The sequence below is a fragment of the Antribacter soli genome (assembly GCF_021568775.1).
In the GTDB taxonomy this organism is placed as follows: domain Bacteria; phylum Actinomycetota; class Actinomycetes; order Actinomycetales; family Cellulomonadaceae; genus Antribacter; species Antribacter soli.
Genome location: NZ_JAKGSG010000011.1, coordinates 44913 through 62889, shown reverse-complemented (window position 1 = coordinate 62889; position 17977 = coordinate 44913). Strand labels below are relative to the sequence as shown.

At 74.0% G+C, this 17977-nt stretch carries 15 protein-coding genes; 4 read left to right on the top strand and 11 right to left on the bottom strand.

The window, feature by feature from the left end; all coding sequences use genetic code 11:
* Positions 1-40 precede the first annotated feature (40 nt).
* Both L1785_RS03065 and L1785_RS03060 read left to right on the top strand, forming a co-directional pair.
* Positions 41-607, top strand: a complete 567-nt coding sequence (locus L1785_RS03065) for a MarR family winged helix-turn-helix transcriptional regulator (RefSeq protein ID WP_236087664.1) — start codon at positions 41-43, stop codon at positions 605-607.
* 162 nt (positions 608-769) lie between these two features.
* Complete coding sequence (locus tag L1785_RS03060) at positions 770-2035, top strand: MFS transporter (protein ID WP_236087663.1); 1266 nt, start codon at positions 770-772, stop codon at positions 2033-2035.
* 30 nt (positions 2036-2065) lie between these two features.
* On the opposite strand, the gene L1785_RS03055 is transcribed toward L1785_RS03060, so the two are convergent.
* The 5 genes from L1785_RS03055 to L1785_RS03035 form a co-directional block, all read right to left on the bottom strand.
* Positions 2066-2755 (bottom strand): hypothetical protein, encoded by a 690-nt coding sequence (locus tag L1785_RS03055; protein WP_236087662.1) that lies wholly within the window; start codon positions 2753-2755, stop codon positions 2066-2068.
* A gap of 1 nt (position 2756) precedes the next feature.
* Positions 2757-3302, bottom strand: coding sequence for a peptidoglycan-binding domain-containing protein (locus L1785_RS03050; protein WP_236087661.1), 546 nt, complete (start codon positions 3300-3302; stop codon positions 2757-2759).
* Between the two features lie 226 nt (positions 3303-3528).
* Positions 3529-4854 carry an L-lysine 6-transaminase gene (gene lat, locus L1785_RS03045; RefSeq protein ID WP_236087660.1) on the bottom strand — a complete coding sequence of 442 codons (1326 nt, stop codon included), beginning with the start codon at positions 4852-4854 and terminating at the stop codon, positions 3529-3531.
* Between the two features lie 64 nt (positions 4855-4918).
* Positions 4919-5398: an Lrp/AsnC family transcriptional regulator gene (locus tag L1785_RS03040; protein WP_236087659.1), complete on the bottom strand. Its 480-nt coding sequence runs from the start codon at positions 5396-5398 to the stop codon at positions 4919-4921.
* A complete protein-coding gene (locus tag L1785_RS03035) occupies positions 5395-7407 on the bottom strand; it encodes an ABC-F family ATP-binding cassette domain-containing protein (RefSeq protein WP_236087658.1) in 2013 nt (670 codons plus the stop codon). The genes L1785_RS03040 and L1785_RS03035 overlap by 4 nt, the downstream gene beginning before the upstream one ends.
* Positions 7408-7495: 88 nt before the next feature.
* Between L1785_RS03035 and L1785_RS03030 the strand changes: the two genes are divergently transcribed.
* Positions 7496-8488 carry an acetylxylan esterase gene (locus L1785_RS03030; RefSeq protein ID WP_236087657.1) on the top strand — a complete coding sequence of 331 codons (993 nt, stop codon included), beginning with the start codon at positions 7496-7498 and terminating at the stop codon, positions 8486-8488.
* Positions 8489-8686: 198 nt separating this feature from the next.
* Positions 8687-9520: an acetylxylan esterase gene (locus L1785_RS03025; protein WP_236087656.1), complete on the top strand. Its 834-nt coding sequence runs from the start codon at positions 8687-8689 to the stop codon at positions 9518-9520.
* An 8-nt stretch (positions 9521-9528) separates the two neighbouring features.
* Here L1785_RS03025 and L1785_RS03020 read toward each other — a convergent pair whose 3' ends face one another.
* From L1785_RS03020 to L1785_RS02995, 6 genes are all read right to left on the bottom strand, one after another.
* The gene (locus L1785_RS03020) at positions 9529-10482 is read right to left on the bottom strand and encodes a 4-(cytidine 5'-diphospho)-2-C-methyl-D-erythritol kinase (protein WP_236087655.1); all 954 of its coding nucleotides are present in this window, start codon (positions 10480-10482) and stop codon (positions 9529-9531) included.
* Positions 10479-11426, bottom strand: a complete 948-nt coding sequence (rsmA, locus tag L1785_RS03015) for a 16S rRNA (adenine(1518)-N(6)/adenine(1519)-N(6))-dimethyltransferase RsmA (RefSeq protein ID WP_236087654.1) — start codon at positions 11424-11426, stop codon at positions 10479-10481. The genes L1785_RS03020 and rsmA overlap by 4 nt, the downstream gene beginning before the upstream one ends.
* Before the next feature lie 19 nt (positions 11427-11445).
* Positions 11446-12747 carry a resuscitation-promoting factor gene (locus L1785_RS03010; RefSeq protein ID WP_236087653.1) on the bottom strand — a complete coding sequence of 434 codons (1302 nt, stop codon included), beginning with the start codon at positions 12745-12747 and terminating at the stop codon, positions 11446-11448.
* Positions 12748-13123: 376 nt separating this feature from the next.
* Complete coding sequence (locus L1785_RS03005) at positions 13124-14536, bottom strand: resuscitation-promoting factor (protein WP_308113236.1); 1413 nt, start codon at positions 14534-14536, stop codon at positions 13124-13126.
* A gap of 799 nt (positions 14537-15335) precedes the next feature.
* Positions 15336-16787: a resuscitation-promoting factor gene (locus tag L1785_RS03000; protein ID WP_236087652.1), complete on the bottom strand. Its 1452-nt coding sequence runs from the start codon at positions 16785-16787 to the stop codon at positions 15336-15338.
* A gap of 145 nt (positions 16788-16932) precedes the next feature.
* Positions 16933-17973 (bottom strand): TatD family hydrolase, encoded by a 1041-nt coding sequence (locus L1785_RS02995; protein ID WP_236087651.1) that lies wholly within the window; start codon positions 17971-17973, stop codon positions 16933-16935.
* Positions 17974-17977 lie beyond the last annotated feature (4 nt).

Sequence of the window (17977 nt, the reverse complement as noted above, 5' to 3'; positions counted from 1 at the left end):
CAAGAGTCTTGACGTCGAGATATTCCGGTACGCTCGCGTCATGGAGCAGGCTCACCCGCAGGTCGGCGTGCCGGCGGTCGGTGCGCTTCCTGCGGCCGCGGGCGCCGGCGGGGCGACCCCCGCCGACGAGGTAGACCGCATCGTCGCCGCGTGGCAGCACGTGCGGCCGGACCTCGACGTCGAACCGCTCACGGTCTTCAGTCGCGTGTCCCGCCTGGCCCGCCACCTCGACCTCGCACGGCGCGGCGCGTTCGCCCGGCACAGCCTGGAGACGTGGGAGTTCGACGTGCTCTCGGCGCTGCGCCGCTCGGGCGACCCGTACCAGCTGTCGCCCGGCGCGCTCGTCACGCAGACGCTCGTCACGAGCGGCACCATGACCAACCGGATCGACCGGCTCGAGGAGCGCGGCCTGGTCGGTCGGCACCGCGCGCCCGACGACCGCCGCGGCGTCCTTGTTCGCCTCACGCCCGCCGGACTGCGTCGGGTCGACGCGGCGATGAGCGACCTGCTGGACGTCGAGGCCGACGTGCTCGCCGCGCTCTCCCCCGCTGAGCGCCCGCAGCTGGCGGCGCTGCTGCGCACGGTGGCCGCCCAGTTCGACGACTGAGCCGACCGCCCCCTCGCGGGGGGGGGGGGGGGGGGGGGGGGGTGGGGGGGGGGGGGGGGGGGGCGGCGCGCCCCCCCCCCCCCCCCCCCCCCCCCCCCCCCCGACACGGAGGGGCGGACCGTTGCGCGAGGCACCCACTCGCCGATGGACAATGGCGCCATCGTGAGCACCAACAAGGCCGGCTCGGCCGCGCTACTCGTCGCCCTTCTCGTCTTCGCACTCAACCTCCGCGCTGCCATCACGGCCGTACCGCCGATCGTCACCGACGTCGCCGACGGCCTGGGTCTGGACCCCACCACCGCGGGCCTCCTGACCGGCCTTCCCGTCCTGTGCTTCGCCGTCGTCGCACCCGCCGCGTCGGCGCTCATCGCGCGGATCGGCCCGTACCGGGCGGTGACGGTCGCCCTGTCCGGCGTGATCGCCGGCTCGCTGCTGCGGTCCCTCGGCGAGGGCACCGTCGGCGTGGCCGCGGCGTTCGCCGGCACGGTCGTCATCGGCTCGGCGATCACGGTGGGCAACGTCGTCGTCCCCGTGATCGTCGCGCGCGACTTCGCCCCCCGGGCCGCGACGGCGACCGGCCTGTACACGTCGGCACTGAACGTGGGCACCGTCCTCACCACGACGCTCACGGTCCCGTTCGCGGCAAGCCTGGGCTGGCAGGGCGCCCTCGCGTCGTGGTCGCTGATGGCAGTGGTCGCCCTGGCGGTCTGGCTGTGGGTCACGCGCCCCGTGTCCGACGTCGGACGCCCGCCCCGGGCGGTCGCCTCGCCCCTCGCGGCACCCGCCGTGGCACGCGCCGTGGCGAGCCTCGCCCCGGGCGAGGCGCTGCACCCGGGCGCGCTACCGGCGTCGGGCAGCGTGCTGCGCCGACCGGTGACCTGGCTGCTCGCAGGCGCGTTCGTCGGCCAGTCGTTCTCCTACTTCGCAGTGACGGGGTGGCTCCCCGAGCTGCTCGGCGACCTGCTGGGGGCGGCGCCCGCGACCGCGGGCGGTGCGGCGTCGCTCTTCCAGCTCCTGGCCATCGCGGGTGGCGTGGCGGTGCCGGCCGCGCTGGCGACCCGCATGCCGATGCGCTGGGTCGCGGCGACGATGGCCGCGCTGTGGCTGTCGCTGCCCGTCGGCCTGCTGCTCGCGCCGGACGCGTGGGCGCTGTGGTGCTCCCTGGCGGGCGTGGCGCAGGGCGGGAACTTCGCGGTGATCTTCACGGTGGTCGCGCAGCGGACCGAGACCATCACGCAGACGCGGCAGACGGCGGCCGCCGTACAGGCGATCGGTTACACGTGCGCGGCGACGGGCCCGTCCGTCCTGGGAGCGGTGCACGTGGCAACCGGCGGCTGGGACGCGCCGCTTCTCGTGGTGCTCGGCGCGCTCACGCTCATGACGGTGTCGATCCTCGCGGCGACCCGGCGTCCGGCGCTGCCCCGCTAGCACGGACCTCCCGCTGGCACAGGTCTCCCGCTAGCCCTGGGGCGCGACGCTCGAGGCCATCCGGATCAGCTCGTCCACCGTGGGGCCCGCGCGGCCGGCGGGGGTCCGGCCCACGACGGTGAGCAGGAGGTACGAGCCGTCGTCGTCGGTCCACTCGAGGCGGACCGGCCCGTAGCCGTTGTTGTCCACGCGGGTGAGGCGGGCCTTCGGACCGTCCTCCAGGTCGACCGAGTCGACGGTGACGTTGGCACCGTGCAGCTCCTCGGAGATCTCGTCGGCCCCCGGGTAGGCGACGAACACGATCGACGCGGCAGGGTGGATCCCGCCGCCGTCGGTGTCGGCCCGCTTCCACGTCTCCGGCGCCGAACCGGGCAGCGCCTCCGCGTTGGCGTCGCCGGACAGCGAGTACACGACCCACGTGCCGATGTGGTCGGTGGAGGCGAGGTACCCGATCCGGCCGGAGATGGCCTCGGGGCACTCGACCGCGGCGCCCGTGACGCCGTCGGGCACCCAGGTGGGCTGCGGCAGGTCGGCCGCGCAGGTCCCGGCTGTGAGGTCGCTCGCGTCGGGGGCGGCCGACGGCGGTTCCTCGGAGCCGAGCAGGCCGCTGATCCAGCCGACGAGCGCCACGAGCGCCACGATGACCAGGGCCGCTATCCCGCCGACGGCGAGGGCGGGCGGGACGTCGATCCGCCGGGAGTCCGGCAGGTTGGTGACCATCTCAGTCCTTGCAGCCGAGGGGTTCGAGCTCGTCCTCGCGGAAGGCGTAGGTCTGCCCCGACGACACGGGGCTCCGCGCGACGCCCGGGAGCACGTACGTGCCCCAGTCGCAGTCGGCCGCCGCGAACCAGGCCTCGCGTGGCTCGACGGGGCTTGCGAGGGCGATCCGGTGGTCCGGCCCGCCGCAGTCGTGACCGGGGGCGCAGATCGAGACGGCGAGCGCACGCATCGTCACCCAGGTGGGGTCGGCGACGCAGCCGTCGGCAGGCAACCCGGCGTACGACTGGAACGCCCGCGTCGCGTTCTCCGTCCCGCGGTCCCACTTGCTGTCGACGGGCTCGTACCCTTCGACGGCCCACAGAACGCTCTGGACCGCGAGCACCTCGCCGCCGGCGGTGTCGCCGGCGATGTTGTCGCACGCGCCGACCCTGTCCCGGTCCGTCCACCCGTTCCGCGCCTGGTCACCGAACGAGACCATGTAGGCCACGAGCGCGACGCCGACGACGATGCCGGCGATGTGCACCAAGCCCGTGCTGCGTTCGGCCATCAGCCCTCCCCGTGCCGGGGGCGAGCGTAACAATCCGTCTCTACTACGCGGAAGCGGCGCTTCGGGCTTTCAACCCAAAACTGCTGTCAGTGACTCGCGAGGTAGTCACTCCGCCGGACGAAGTCACTATCTCGACACACACATCCCGCCGAGATAGTCGGTCCGTCCGACAGAGTCACAATCTCGGCAGACCCATCCCGCCGAGGTAGTGGGTGCGTCCGAGGAGTCAGAGCGCGGCCAGCGTCTCGTCCAGGGCCGTCACCCCGCGGTCCAGCGTGGCGTGGTCCACCGTGAGCGCCGGCCGGAACCGCAGCGACCGCTCGCCGCAGCCGAGCACGAGGACCCCGCGCTCGGCCAGCCCGGCGAGCACCCGGTCCCGGACCTCCCGCGACGGCAGCGAGAGCGCGCACATGAGCCCGCGGCCGCGCACGTCGGTCACCACGGAGTACCGCGACCCGAGCTCGCCCAGCAGCTCCAGGAGCCGCGCTCCGAGGGCCGCGGCGCGGTCGATCAGCCCCTCGGCCTCGTACACCTCGAGGATCCGGCGGGAGCGCACCATGTCGGCGAGGTTGCCGCCCCACGTGGAGTTGATCCGCGACGACACGCGGAACACGTTGTCGGGCACCTCGTCGACGCGGCCGCCCGCCATGATCCCGCAGACCTGCGTCTTCTTGCCGAACGCGACGACGTCGGGCTGCACGCCGAGCTGCTGGTACGCCCACGCGGTGCCGGTGAGGCCTGCGCCCGTCTGCACCTCGTCCATGATGAACAGCGCGTCGAACTCCCGGCACAGCGCCTGCATGCCCTGCAGGAAGGACGGCCGGAAGTGGTGGTCCCCGCCCTCGCCCTGGATCGGCTCCATGATGAAGCACGCGATGTCGTGCGGGTGGGCCTCGAACGCCGCGCGGGCCGCGGCGAGCGCGGCGGCCTCCAGCGCCTCGACGTCGCGCGGCGTGCCGTCCGCGTCGGTCCCGGTGTACGGCGCAGGGATGCGCGGCCAGTCGAACTTCGGGTACCGGGCGACCTTGCCGGGCTCCGTGTTGGTCAGGGACATCGTGTATCCGGAGCGCCCGTGGAACGCGTGCTCGAGGTGCAGCACCTTCGTCCCGAGCTCCGGCGAGATGCCGTGCGCCTCGTTCCAGCGGGACTTCCAGTCGAACGCCACCTTGAGGGCGTTCTCGACGGCGAGCGCCCCGCCGTCGACGAAGAACAGGTGCGGCAGCGCGGGGTCGCCGAGCACCCGGGAGAAGGTGGCGACGAAGCGCGCCATCTCGACGGAGTAGATGTCCGAGTTCGACGGCTTGTTGAGGGCTGCGGTCAGCAGCTCCTCACGGAAGGTCGCATCCTCGGCGAGCGCGGGGTGGTTCATCCCGAGCGGGGAGGACGCGAAGAACGTGAACAGGTCCGTCCACTCGCGCCCGTCGCGCGCGTCGACCAGGACAGACCCGCGGGACTTCTCCAGGTCCAGCACGAGGTCGTACCCGTCGACGAGGAGGTGTGCCCGGAGGGTGTTGAGCACCTCGGCGGGCTCAACAGAAAAGGTATCGGCCATAGCGCGACAGTAGGGGAAGTCTTTCGGTAGGAGCAAGACTCCCAAGAACTTCTCCCGTGGCACACTAGGAGCCGTCGGCACCGGCCCTCGGGTCGGGCGGGGTCACCGACCGCCCCTCGAAGTACGTCTGGAGCACGATCGTGGACCGTGTGGCCACCTGCGCCTCGCGCCGGATCATGCCGAGCAGCTCCTCCAGGGCCCGCGGGGAGGCAACCCGCGCCAGCAGCAGGTAGTTCGAGGCACCGGCCACGGAGTAGCAGGCCTCGATCCCCGGCAGGTCACGCAGCCGCTCGGGCGCGTCGTCCTCCTGCGACTGGTCGAACGGCGTCACCTCCACGAACGCGGTCAGCGGCAGCCCGATCCGCTCGGGGTCCACCACCGCCCGATAGCCCGTGATCACACCGCGCGCCTCGAGCTTGCGCACCCGCACCTGCACCGCCGACAGCGACAGCCCCGACAGCTCCGACAGCTGCGCGAGCGTCGTCCGCCCGTCCTCGCGCAGCGCCTGCACGATCGTCCGGTCGACCTCGTCATCGAGTGTCATCCCGCCACCTCCGCCGCTTCGAGCCACGCCATCTCAAGCTCCTCCCTCTCGGCGGCCAGCTCTCGCAGCCGCCCGTCCAGTCGCCCCACCGCCGCGTAGTCCGTCGCCACCGCCGCCATCTCGTCATGGAGCGCGGCCTCCTCCTCGGAGATCCGCCCGAGCCGCCGCTCGACCCGAGCAATCTCCTTCCGAGCCGCCCGGATCTCCCCCTGCGAGTACGAGGAAGCACCGGAACCCCCGGTCGCGCCCGCCAGCACCCCGCCGTCCGCCGTCGTCCCCGAAGGCGAACCGCCGGACGAGGCCGTGGCGGGGGATGCCGTCGCGCCAGGCTGGATGGGTCTGGCGGGAGGCCGCGAGGAACGAGCGGCCGGATGGTCGCCTGCCGCGGCGACATCCCCCGCCGCGGCCGGACGGGACCGCGCCGCACCCGACCCGGTCGATCCCCGCCCGGACGAACCCGCCCAGGCCCCGACCCCAGCCCGACGCAGAGCGAGATACTCCTCGACCCCACCGGGCAGATCCCGCAGCCCCCCGTCGCCGAGCAACGCCACCTGCCGGTCCGCGACCCGCTCCAGCAGGTACCGGTCGTGCGACACGACGATCAGCGTGCCGGTCCACCCGTCGAGCAGGTCCTCGAGCGCGGCGAGGGTGTCGGTGTCGAGGTCGTTCGTCGGCTCGTCGAGCAGCAGCACGTTGGGCTCGGCGACCAGCAGGCGGAGCAGCTGGAGGCGGCGGCGCTCGCCACCCGAGAGCTCCCGCACCGGCGTGTAGGCCCGCTCGCGCGTGAAGCCGAGCCGCTCGGTGAGCTGGGCGGCGGTGAGCTCCTTGCCGCCCACCACGACGCGACCCTTCTCAGCCTCGATGACCTCGACGGCCAACAGGGCGCCGAGGTCGTCGAGCTCGCGGACGTCCTGGCTGAGCTCGGCGACGTGGATGGTCTTGCCGCGCTTGACGCGACCGCCGTCGGGCACGCGACGGCCTGCGAGCAGCGCCAGCAGCGTGGTCTTGCCGGCCCCGTTGACGCCGACGACGCCGTACCGGTCGCCCGGGCCGAGCCGCCACGTGACGTGGTCGAGCAGCACCCGCCCCTCCGGGTCGCCGGGCGGGACGATCACCGTCACGTCCTCGAGGTCGAGCACGTCCTTGCCGAGGCGCTTGGTCGCCATGCGGGTGAGCTCGAGCGAGTCGCGGGGCGGCGGCTCGTCCGCGATGAGCGCGGAGGCGGCGTCGATACGGAACTTGGGCTTGGAGGTGCGGGCGGGGGCGCCGCGGCGCAGCCACGCGAGCTCCTTGCGCAGGAGGTTGTCGCGCTTCTCGGACGCGACCTGCGCCTGCCGGGAGCGTTCCGCGCGGGCCAGGACGTAGGCGGCGTACCCGCCCTCGTACCCTTCCACGGCGCCGGTGCCGTCGCCCACGACCTCCCACATCCGCGAGCAGACGGCGTCGAGGAACCAGCGGTCGTGGGTCACGACGACGAGCGCCCCGCGCGAGCCCGGCCGCCCGTACCGCTCCTGCAGGTGGGCGGCGAGCCAGGCCACGCCCTCGACGTCGAGGTGGTTGGTGGGCTCGTCGAGCAGGAGCACGTCGGGGTCGCGCACGAGGAGCGCGGCGAGCGCCACCCGGCGCCGCTGCCCGCCGGACAGGGTGGTGGCGGGTGCGTCGAGCGGGAGGTCGGCGAGGAGGCCGTCGTGGACGGTGCGGACGCGCGCGTCGGACGCCCACTCGTGCGTCTCGGACGTGCCGTGCACGAGGTCGAGGATGGTCGCCCCGGGCGGGGAGTCGTCGCGCTGATCGAGCATGCCGAGCGTGGAGCCGCCCACCTTGGTGACCCGTCCGGCGTCGGGCTGCGACGTGCCGGCGAGGAGGCGCAGGAGGGTGGACTTGCCCGCGCCGTTCGGGCCCACCACCCCGACGCGGTCGCCGTCGTCGAGGCCGAGGGAGATGTCGCGGAGGAGGGTGCGGGTGCCGACGGCGAGGGCGATGCCGTCGGCACCGAGAAGGTGTGCCACCAGAAAAGGGTAGTCGGGCCACCTGGGGATGCCTGACGCGCGGCTAGGCTGCGGCCCGTCAGTGCAGACCCACTTCCGGAGGACCACCGTGGCACTCTTCGACCTGCCCCTCGCCGACCTCGAGACGTACAGGCCCGAGATCGACGAGCCCGACGACTTCGACGCGTTCTGGACCGCGACCCTCGACGAGGCGCGGGCCGTCGGCGGCACCCCGACGCTCGAGCGGGTCGACACGGGCCTGACGCAGGTCGTGGTCGACGACGTCACGTTCCCCGGCTTCGGGGGCCACCCCGTCAAGGCGTGGCTCGCCCGCCCGGCAAACGCGGACGGGCCGCTCCCCGCGGTGGTGGAGTTCCTCGGCTACGGCGGCGGGCGCGGCCTGCCGCACGAGCGGATCGGGCTGGCCGCGGCCGGCTACGCGCACTTCGTCATGGACACGCGCGGGCAGGGCTCGGGCTGGGGAGCGGGCGGCGGGACGCCGGACCCGGTGGGCAGCGGCCCGGCGTCGCCGGGGGTCATGACCCGCGGCATCCTCGACCCCCACGACCACTACTACCGCCGTGTCTTCACCGACGGCGTGCGCGCCGTGGACGCGGTCCGGGCGATCGACGGGATCGACGCGTCGAGCGTCTCGGTCGTGGGCGCGAGCCAGGGCGGCGGCATCTCCGTGGCCGTGGCGGGCCTCGTGCCCGACCTGCGCGCGGCGATGCCGGACGTCCCCTTCCTCACGCACTACCGGCACGCCGTGCAGATCACCGACGGGTTCCCGTACGCGGAGATCACGCAGTACCTGCGCGTGCACCGGTCGCCCGAGGTCGCGGCCCAGGTCTGGCGCACGCTCTCCTACCTCGACGGGGTGTCCTTCGCGCGGCGCGCGCGGGCCGCGGCGCTGTACTCCGTGGCCCTCATGGACGGGACGTGCCCGCCGTCGACGGTCTACGCCGCGTTCAACGCCTGGGGCGCCACGACGGGCGAGGCGCCGGCGAAGGAGATCGACGTCTACCCCTACAACGGTCACGAGGGCGGCGAGGCGTACCGGTTCCCGCGCCACCTGGCGTGGCTGGGCAAGTACGCCGCGTGAGCCGGAGGTGCAGCGCAGGGTGAGGGCCGAGGAACGAGGCGCTCGCCCGAAGCGGAACCGCAGGCTCAGGCGGTGAAGGACATCGCTCGAGCCGGGCGTGCGCGGGCCGGACGTGTGTTCCCGTAGCGAAGCAACGCTAGTCTCTGCCCAACGCTTCACCCGCGCGCACCCGCGCCCGTACCCGACGGAGGGATCCTCGTGCAGTTCGACCTGCCGATCGTCGAGCTCGCCCCCGCGGCTCCTCCCGCGACGGACGAGCCCTCCGGGTTCGACGACTTCTGGGCGCGCACCCTCGTCCGCTCACGCGAGGTCGAGGTCACGCCCGACCTCGAGCCGGCGCTGGCGCCCCTCGGCCTCATCGCCGACGACGTCTCGTTCCCGGGTCTCGACGGCCGCCCGGTCCGTGGTCGGCTCGTGCGGCCCGCCAACGCCGTCGTCGGCCTGCCGACGATCGTCGAGCTGCGCGAAGCCGGCGGTCCGTTCGAGACCGACGTCGCCAGGTTCGCCCGCGCGGGGTTCGCCCATTTCACGGTGGAGATCGAACGCGAAGACGACCTGGGAGACCCGTTCAACCGCGACGTGTTCACCGACGCATTGCGTGCCGTGCAGGCGATGCGCACCGTCCCGGGCATCGACCCGTCCCGCATGGCCGTGATCGGCACCGGCCGGTGCGCGGCGTCCGTCGTGGCCATCGCGGGCGTGCTCCACGACACCGCGTGCGTCGTCGTCGACGCGCCGCTCGTGGGTGCGCACCGGGACGCGCTCGTGGCCGCCGCCCGGCGCGCGACCACGCCCCTGCTCGTGGGACCGGGCGGCGAACCCGGGTTCGGCGAGATCGAGGCGGCGTGGGGCGCGCACTCCGGGGAGGCGCTGGGCGCGATGACCCAGCAGGGTGGCTCGGTCGAGGCCGTGGAGCGCGTCCGCGACGCGTCCGCCTCTGCCGGGACGGGCGGCCGCACGGCGCGGCAGATCGAGTGGGTGCTGGCGCACACGCACCAGTCGGAGTACTTCGTCCCGCGCGTCCTGAACTGACGCGGGCCCTACTTCGCCGGTGCCACCGCGGTCAGCACCCGCGCGCCCTGGGCGGGCGCGGTCGCGCACCACACCGAGTCGGCGACGCCGCGGGCCGTCCACGTCGCGGCGACGGCGAGCGCGTGCTGCCGCGACCGGGCGAGCGCCGCCACGGTCGGTCCCGACCCGGAGACGATCGCGCCGAGCGCGCCCGCCTCGTTGGCGACGCCCAGCACCTCCCGGAGCGAGGGCCGCAGCGACAGCGCGGCCTCCTGGAGGTCGTTGTGCAGCGTGCGCCCGAGCGCGACGGGGTCGCCGGCGCGCAGCGCCGACATCAGCGCGGCGTCGGACGCCGGGTCGGGCATGGGCGCGTCGGTGACGAGCCCGTCGTAGGCCGCGAACACACGGGGCGTGGACAGGCCCTCCGCCTGCGCGGCGAAGACCCAGTGGAACTCGCCGCGCGTCATCGCGGGCGTGAGGATCTGGCCGCGGCCGGTCCCGACGGCGGTGTGCCCGAGCAGGGAGAACGGCACGTCCGAGCCGAGCTCTGCCGCGATCAGGGCGAGCTCCGACCGCGGCACCCCCGTCTCCCAGAGGGCGTCGCACGCGACGAGCGCGGCGGCCGCGTCGGCCGACCCGCCCGCCATGCCGCCCGCGACGGGCACGCCCTTCGTGACGTGGAGCGCGACGTCGGCGGCCACGCCGGTGTGCCGGGCGAGCAGGTCGGCCGCCCGCCAGGCGAGGTTCGTCTCGTCGAGCGGCACGACGTCGGACTGCGGCCCCGACACGGTCAGCGAGATCCCGGCACCCTGCGGCGCCTGGGTCGCCGTGACCTCCTCGTACAGCGCGACCGCCTGGAAGATCGTGGCGAGCGGGTGGTAGCCGTCGTCCTGCAGCGCGCCGACCCGCAGGGACAGGTTCACCTTCCCGGGGGCGCGCACGCGGACGGCGGGCGGCGGTGCGGCCGCCAGGTACGGGGTCACGCGGTCACCCCGCGGTCCGCCTCCGGTCCCCCGGCGCCCGGCCGCGCGTCATGGTGCGGCCGCCCGGCGCCACGTCCGGCGTCGGGCACCCAGCCCTGCGGGAGCTGCTCCGCGATGCGCGCGAAGGCCTCGACGCCGAGGGTCTCGCCCCGGGCGCCGGGGTCGACCCCTGCCGCCCGGAGGGCGGCCTCGGCCGCGGGGCCGGATCCGAACGTGCCGGACAGGGCGGCGCGCAGGGTCTTGCGCCGCTGGGCGAAGGCAGCGTCGATCACGGCGAAGGTGGCCTGGCGGGTGGCGGTGGTGACGGGCGGTTCGCGCCGCTCGAGGTGGACGAGGGCCGAGTCCACGTTCGGGACGGGCCAGAAGACGGTGCGGCCGATGTTGAGGGAACGACGGGCGCCGGCGTACCAGGCAGCCTTCACCGACGGCACGCCGTAGACCTTCGAGCCGGGCACCGCGGCGATGCGGTCGGCCACCTCTGCCTGGACCATGACCAGCACGCGCTCCAGGCTGTCGAACCGCTCGAGGAACGTCAGCAGCACGGGGACCGCCACGTTGTACGGGAGGTTCGCGACGAGCGCCGTCGGCGGCTTCCCCGGGAGCTCCGTGACGTCGAGCGCGTCGGCGCGGACGACCTCGAGGTCCGCCCCCGGGAGGTGGGCCCGCACCGTCTCCACGATCTGCCCGGCGAGCACCGGGTCGATCTCGACGGCCACCACGGAGGCACCCGCCTCCAGCAGGCCGAGAGTGAGCGACCCGAGACCGGGCCCGATCTCCACCACGCGCTCTCCTGGGCGCACGCCCGCGGCCCGCACGATCTTGCGGACGGTACCGCCGTCGTGCACGAAGTTCTGGCCGAGGGTCTTCGTCGGCCGGACGCCCAGACGCCCTGCCAGGTCGCGGATCTCCGCGGGACCGAGCAGGGCGCCTGGGGTGTCGTTCATGCTGGCGAGCCTAGCCGCCTCAGTACCACCCGGCCGACTCGGAGTGGCCCCACGCACCGCACGGCGTGCCGTAGCGGCCGGCGATGTAGTTCAGGCCCCAGGTGATCTGGGTCGCCGGGTTGGTCCGCCAGTCGGCGGCCACCGTGGCCATCTTGTCGCCCGGCAGGGCCTGCGGGATGCCGTAGGCGCCCGACGGGTTGGAGGCGTACGGGTTCCAGCCGGACTCGCGCTGGAACAACAGGTCCAGGCACGTCCACTGCTCTCCGGTCCAGCCGCGGGCGGCCGCGAGCTGCTGGCCGATCTCCCGCGCCGACCCCGCCATGACGGGGCCGGTGGTGGCGCCCGACGAGGTGGTGGTCGATGTGGTCGCAGCGGCGACGGGCCGCTCCTTCGTCCCCTCGACGACGACCTTGTTCACCGGGGCCTGCGTGACCTCGTCGGAGACCATCTCGCGCGACTCCTCGGCACCGTCCACGGTGGTGACGCGCTCGACGCGCGTGCGGACGCCGTCGGCGCCCTCCTGCTCGACGACGTCAGCGAGGTCCTCGTACCGCTCCGCGTCCTGACGGGTCTCCGTCGTGAACGCCACGGCCTCGGTCGTGGTCACCTCCGTGGTCTCGACGCGCTGCACGACGAGGGCCACCTCGGAGCCCTCCGCCGCGGCTGCGGCGCCGGAGACCTCGTCCGTGGGGCGGACGCTGACGCGGTCGTCGCCGTCGAGCTCGATCTTGAGCCGGGACAGGATGCCGTCCACGCCCTCGGAGCCGTTCGTGACGACCCGCGTGGTGCCGTCGGCGACGACGGCCACCGGGCCGTCGGTGTCGAGGCGCAGCGGGAGGGACGCGCGGTCGCCGGAGCGGGACGCGACCAGGGAGACGGTGGTGCCACGGCCGGCGAGGGAGTCGAGCGCCTCGTCGGCGTCGACGACGGTGAGCCAGACGTCGCTCTGCTGGCCGTCGGCCGCGACGGTGACCTGACGGCCGTAGCGGACGACGATCTGGGCGCCGTCCACGAGCTCGGTGTCCGGGGCCGGGGCGACGACGTCGCGCTCACCGGTGCGGATGCCCTGACGGGCGAGCAGCCCGTCGACGCTGCCGGCGACGGTCGTGACGGTGGTGGTGGTGCCGTCCACGTCGAGCGTGACGGTCTTGACCGCCTCGGCGTACGCGATGGAGCCGGAGGCGACGACCGCGAGGGCTGCAGCGCCGGCCACGAAGGCCCAGCGGCGAGGCCGGTGGTGTGCGGTCGGATTGTCGGAGGGGGTGTCGGTGGTGGTGCTGAGGGCGGAGCCGGAGAGCTGCTCAGACGAATGGTTGTTCACTCGGGTCCAGTCTTCGGACGTCCCGGGCACGGGCGGCAGGACGGGCCGCCCCGTGGGGCAGTCCTTCCACGACCTGGCTCCCTGCCCCGGTCCCGGGGTGTGGGAAGCCTGCCACCCGTAGGTGGCGCCGCGGTCCTGACCGGCCGATCCGGCGGTCTGGACACCGGGTACGGGACCTTCGGAAGCGAGCCGCGCCCGGTGCCGTCCTGCGTGCAACGGGCCGCCGTGGCATACACCACACGCGGCCCGAGGCACACAAAGACACTCGACCGTAACCGACTCGTTATTGATCGTCCAACTGAGATGGGCTGTGTTCTCGGTCACTCGTCCAGGACGCTCGTCCAACTTCGAGCGCTTGCTGTGCCGTCCCACAGAATCACCCAAGACCGGGCTCGGCGCACCCCGAGCAGTCAGGGGACGACGAGCCGTCCCAGCCGCCGTAGCCGTCGCGGCCGTCGTACTGGCCGTCGTACTGGCCGTCGTAGCCGCCGTCGTAGCCGTCGTAGCGGTCACCGTCGTGGTGGTCGCCGTCCCAGCCGCTCCCGTCTCCCCAGTCGCGGTCCCAGTCGTACCAGCCGTCCCAGTCGTCCCAGTCGTCCCAGCCCGGGTCGCTCCAGATCGGCTCGGGCGCCGGGGCGGGCTGCGGCTCCGCGGCCGGCTGCGAGGCCGTTGCCGCTGCCAGAGTTGCGGATGCGCGCTCCGCCGCCGTCCGCGGCACGGGCCGCACCTGGGTGCCCTGGGCCAGGATCTGCGGGACGGGCTGGCGCGTCACGCCGTCGGACACGAGAGCGCGCCACTGCTCCACGCCATCCACCGTGGTGACCGCGTCGACGCGCGTGTGCTCGCCCACGACGCCTGCCTGCACCTCGGCGGGCGGCAGGTCCGCGTACCGGCCCGGGTCCTCCTGCGTGATCGTCTCGAAGGGGATCGCCGTCACCGTCGCGACGTCCGCCGTCACGACCCGTTGCACCACGACGCGCACCGTGGGCGCCCCCGGCCGCGCCGCGGGCTCACGGATCACGCTGACCCGGTCGTCGTCGTCCAGGGTGACCCCCGCGTCCGCGAGGAAGGCGTCGAGGAGGGCTCCGCCGTCGGGCACGGTGCGGGTCGTGCCGTCCACGACGAGCGCGACCGGACCCGCCGCGTCGAGCCGCAGCGGGAGGACGGCGCGCTGGCCGTCGCGGTTCGGGAGCAGGCGGACCAGCGCGTCCGCGTCCGCAAGGTGGCCGAGGCGCGCGAGCGCCTCGTCGGCGTCGAGCGCGGCAAGGCGCACCGCGGAACGCTCGCCGTCGATCTCCACCATCAGCTCGTGCGCGTACCGGACGACGACGAGGCCGCCGTCGCGCAGTGCCGCGCTCGACGCGGGCGTCATCACGTCCGCTGCGCCCAGGCGGACGCCCTCCTCCGCGAGGAGGCGTTCCACCGAGCCGGCGTACGTGGCGACCGTGGTGACCCGGCCGTCCACGTCGAGCGTCACGGTCTTGTGCGCCGCTGCGTACGCGGTCGACCCGACGAGGGCCAGGGCGGCGCCACCCGCCACGGCGGCGGCGACGCGTCGCCGCAAGGTCCTGCTGCCCGACGACGGCCGCTCGCCCGGCTGCCCCACCGCGCCCCGGGCGTCGGTGCCGGTGGGCGGCGCGGCCGCGAAGGGCTGGCCGGCCTGGCTTGCGGGCGCCTGGCTTGCGGGCGCCTGGCTTGCGGGCGCCTGGTTCGTGGGCGCCTGGTTCGTGGGCGCCTGGTTCGTGGGCGTCGGCCGAGGCGGGAGGGTGAAGACCGCCGGCGGGAACACGGCCGCCGCCGGGGGCGGCGACGGGAAGAGCTCGGTGATGCCGATCGTTCTCGGCGGCGGCGGGACCGGCCGGGACGTCCGGGGCTTCGGGGGCGCCGGACGGGGCACCGGGGGTGCCGGGCGGGGGCCCGGCTTGGGCACCGGGGGCGGGGGCGGCGGAGGGGACGGCGGCGGTGTCGCCGGCAGGACGGCCGGCGGGGGTGCTGCGGGGCCGGGTGTTGCCGGACCGAGTGCTGCGGGCTCAGGTGCTGCGGGGCCGGCTGTCGCCTGCGTGGTCGGCGTCGGCGCAGGTGGCGGGGGTGGCGGGGGCGGGACGGGTGGCTCTGGGGGTGCTGTGGTCTGTGCTGCCTGGCTCGTGGAAGCCGGGTGCGAAGCGTTCACGCGGGTCCTGTCGTCGAGCGGCCCGGGCACGGGTGACCGGGCGACGCTCCTGGCGTCCCCCACGCCGGAGCGCGGGCCCGGCCGGCCGATCCGGCGGTCTCGGTGAACGTAACCCGGCCGTTATCCGCCGCAACCGGAGGGGCGGCGATATGCCGGTCAGGAAGCCCGAAGTCCGGAAAGTTCTCCGGTCTCTACCCGCTTGACCGTCCGGTCTCTACCCGCTTGACCGTCCGGTCTCTACCCGCTTGACCGTCCGGTCTCTACCCGCTTGACCGTCCGGTCTCTACCCGCTTGACCGTCCGGTCTCTACCCGCTTGACCGTCCGGTCTCTACCCGCTTGACCGTCCGGTCTCTACCCGCTTGACCGTCCGGTCTCTACCCGCTTGACCGTCCGGTCTCTACCCGCTTGACCGTCCGGTCAGTACCAGCCCACATCCACCGAGTGCGCCCACGCATTGCACGGGGTGCCGTAGCGGTTGGCGATGTAGCCGAGACCCCAGGAGATCTGGGTGGCGGGGTTGGTCTGCCAGTCCTCGCCGGCGGTCGCCATCTTCGAGCCCGGGAGCGCCTGCGGGATGCCGTACGCGCCCGAGGACTTGTTCTCGGCGTTCCAGCGCCAGCCGCTCTCCTTCTGCCAGAGCTGGTCGAGGCAGGAGAACTGGTCGTCGCCCCAGCCGCGCTCGGCCGCCATGGCCTTGGCGATCGCGCGGGCCGAGCCCGCGTCCACCGGCGCGCTGGAGATGTCCATGGTGCCCACGACGACGACCTCGTCCACCGGCGCGCGCGTGACCTCGCGGGAGAGCTCGGTGCGCTCCACGACGGCACCGCCGAGGACCTTCACCGCGTACGTCACGACGGCCTCGCCGGGCACGCCGCGGGACTTCACCTTCCGGTAGCCCTCGGGGAGGTTGTCGTTCGGCTGCTCCTGCGTGCCGAACGGCACCACCTCGGTCACGCTCTCACCGCCGTGCGCACCCCGGTTCACCAGCACGACCATGCCGTCCACCGCCGCCGCACGGAGCGGAACCGAGGTGACGTCGCCCTCGCCGAGGGTGATCCCCGCGCCGTCGAGCACCTCCTGGATCGTCGACCGGGTCGACTGGATCGGCAGCACCGACCCGTCGACGGACACGTGGACCGTCTTGACGGTGGAGACCCGGACGGGTGCGCGACCCAGCACCGCGCTGCGGGAGGCAGTCGACAGGGCTCCGTCGCCACGCGGGCCCATGGCGGCGAGCAGCTCGCCGACGGTGCCCGCCGTCGTGGTGACCGTGACCTCCTGGCCGTCGATCTCGAGCGTCACCTCGCGGCTGGTCCGCACCACGATGGTGCCGTCCTTGCGCGCGTGCGAGTCCAGCGACGGCTGGACGATGTCGTCCCGGCCCACGTCGATGTGCTGGTTCACAAGCACCTGCTCGACCGTCGCGCCGTACGCGCCGACCGTCCGGACGTCACCGTTGAGGTCGATCGTCAGGGTCTTGCCGTTCACGGCCAGCAGTCCCGGCACGGCCACGAGCGACACGGCCACCACGGCCTGGAGTGCACGGCGCACGCTCCGACGGGTCAGCCACTCGGGCGGGTCGACGGTGGTAAGCGGGGCCGCGCCGGCCTTGCGGCGGGCGATCCGGCGCTGTGCGGCCCGGCTCAGGGCCGGCCTGCCTGCCCTGGGTGTCGCCGGCGCGGCGCCGCCGACGGGTTTCTCGGGCGCCGCCTTGCCGGCCGAGAGCCTGCGCAGCGCACGCCCCGCGCGCGCCCGCTTGCCACGGCCTGGCTTGCCGGCGGAGGGTTCGCCGGGCTCGGGCTCGACGGGAGGAACCGGGGTCCCCGACGCGCCGCCGGCGGGGCGGTCGAGCGTCAGGGAGTTCACCACAGGCCTGACCGTAATCGACCCGCGATGTTCAGAAAAGCCCGACAATCATGGAATTCATTGCCATACCGGATATAGACCGCGCCATTTCCCGCCTTTGTCTCTCCCCCGGCCCGCTGTCCGACGGCGACGGCGGGCGGTTCGCGGGTCACCACGGGCCGTAGACCCGATCGGACGTGGCGCTGATCGTCTCGCACAGCTCGGCCAGGTCGATCTCGAGGTACCCCGCCATCGCGCGCACCGTGTGGGCCACGGCGAACGGGGCGTTCGGCCGGCCGCGGTACGGGTGCGGGGTGAGGTACGGCGCGTCCGTCTCCACGAGCACGAGCTCGCGGGGAATGATGCCGAGCGCGGCCCGCAGGTGGTGGTTCGCCGGGTAGGTCACCGGGCCGGCGAACGACAGGTACCACCCGTGATCCGCGCAGAGGCGGGCCATCTCCTCGTCCCCCGAGAAGCAGTGGAAGACCGTCCGCTCCGGCGCGCCGTCCGCGAGGAGGACCTCGATGACCTGGGCGTGCGCGTCGCGGTCGTGGATCTGGAGGGCCAGGTCGAGCTCCTTCGCGAGCGCGATGTGCGCCCGGAACGAGTCCCGCTGCACCGCCTCGCCGCGCGGGCCGGTACGGAACAGGTCCATCCCCGTCTCGCCGATCGCCCGCACCCGGTCGCTGCCCTTCGCGATGGCCGCGATCTCGGCGATCGCGTCGTCGAGCGAGACGGCGTGCCGCTCCTCGGGCAACCACGTCATCCCGTCAGGGCCGACCTCGTCGACACCGGCGTGCAGCGTCGCCTCGTTGGGGTGGATCGCCACTGCACCGACGACGCGCGCGAGGGCTCCCGGCGAGCCGACCACGACATCAAGGCCCCTGCCGGCTCCCGTTGGGGTGCCCCCGGCCATGGTGCCCCCGCCGACCAGGACGCTGGTTGCGGAATCGGCGCCCACTCCGCAACCAGCGTCCTGGTCGGCGAGCAACGCAGCGGTCCAGCGGGCCGACTCCAGGTCGCAGCCCACCTGCACCACACGGTCCACCCCCGCGGCCAGCGCAGCAGCCAGGTGGGCCTCCGGCGTCGGCGGGGCGACGCCGTCGGGCAGCACGTGCGCGATCGACTCCAGGTGCGTGTGGTTGTCCGCCACGGCGACGGGCAGCGGTTCGGGCGCGTCCGGAAAACCGCGCTCACGCTTGCGGGCCACCGAC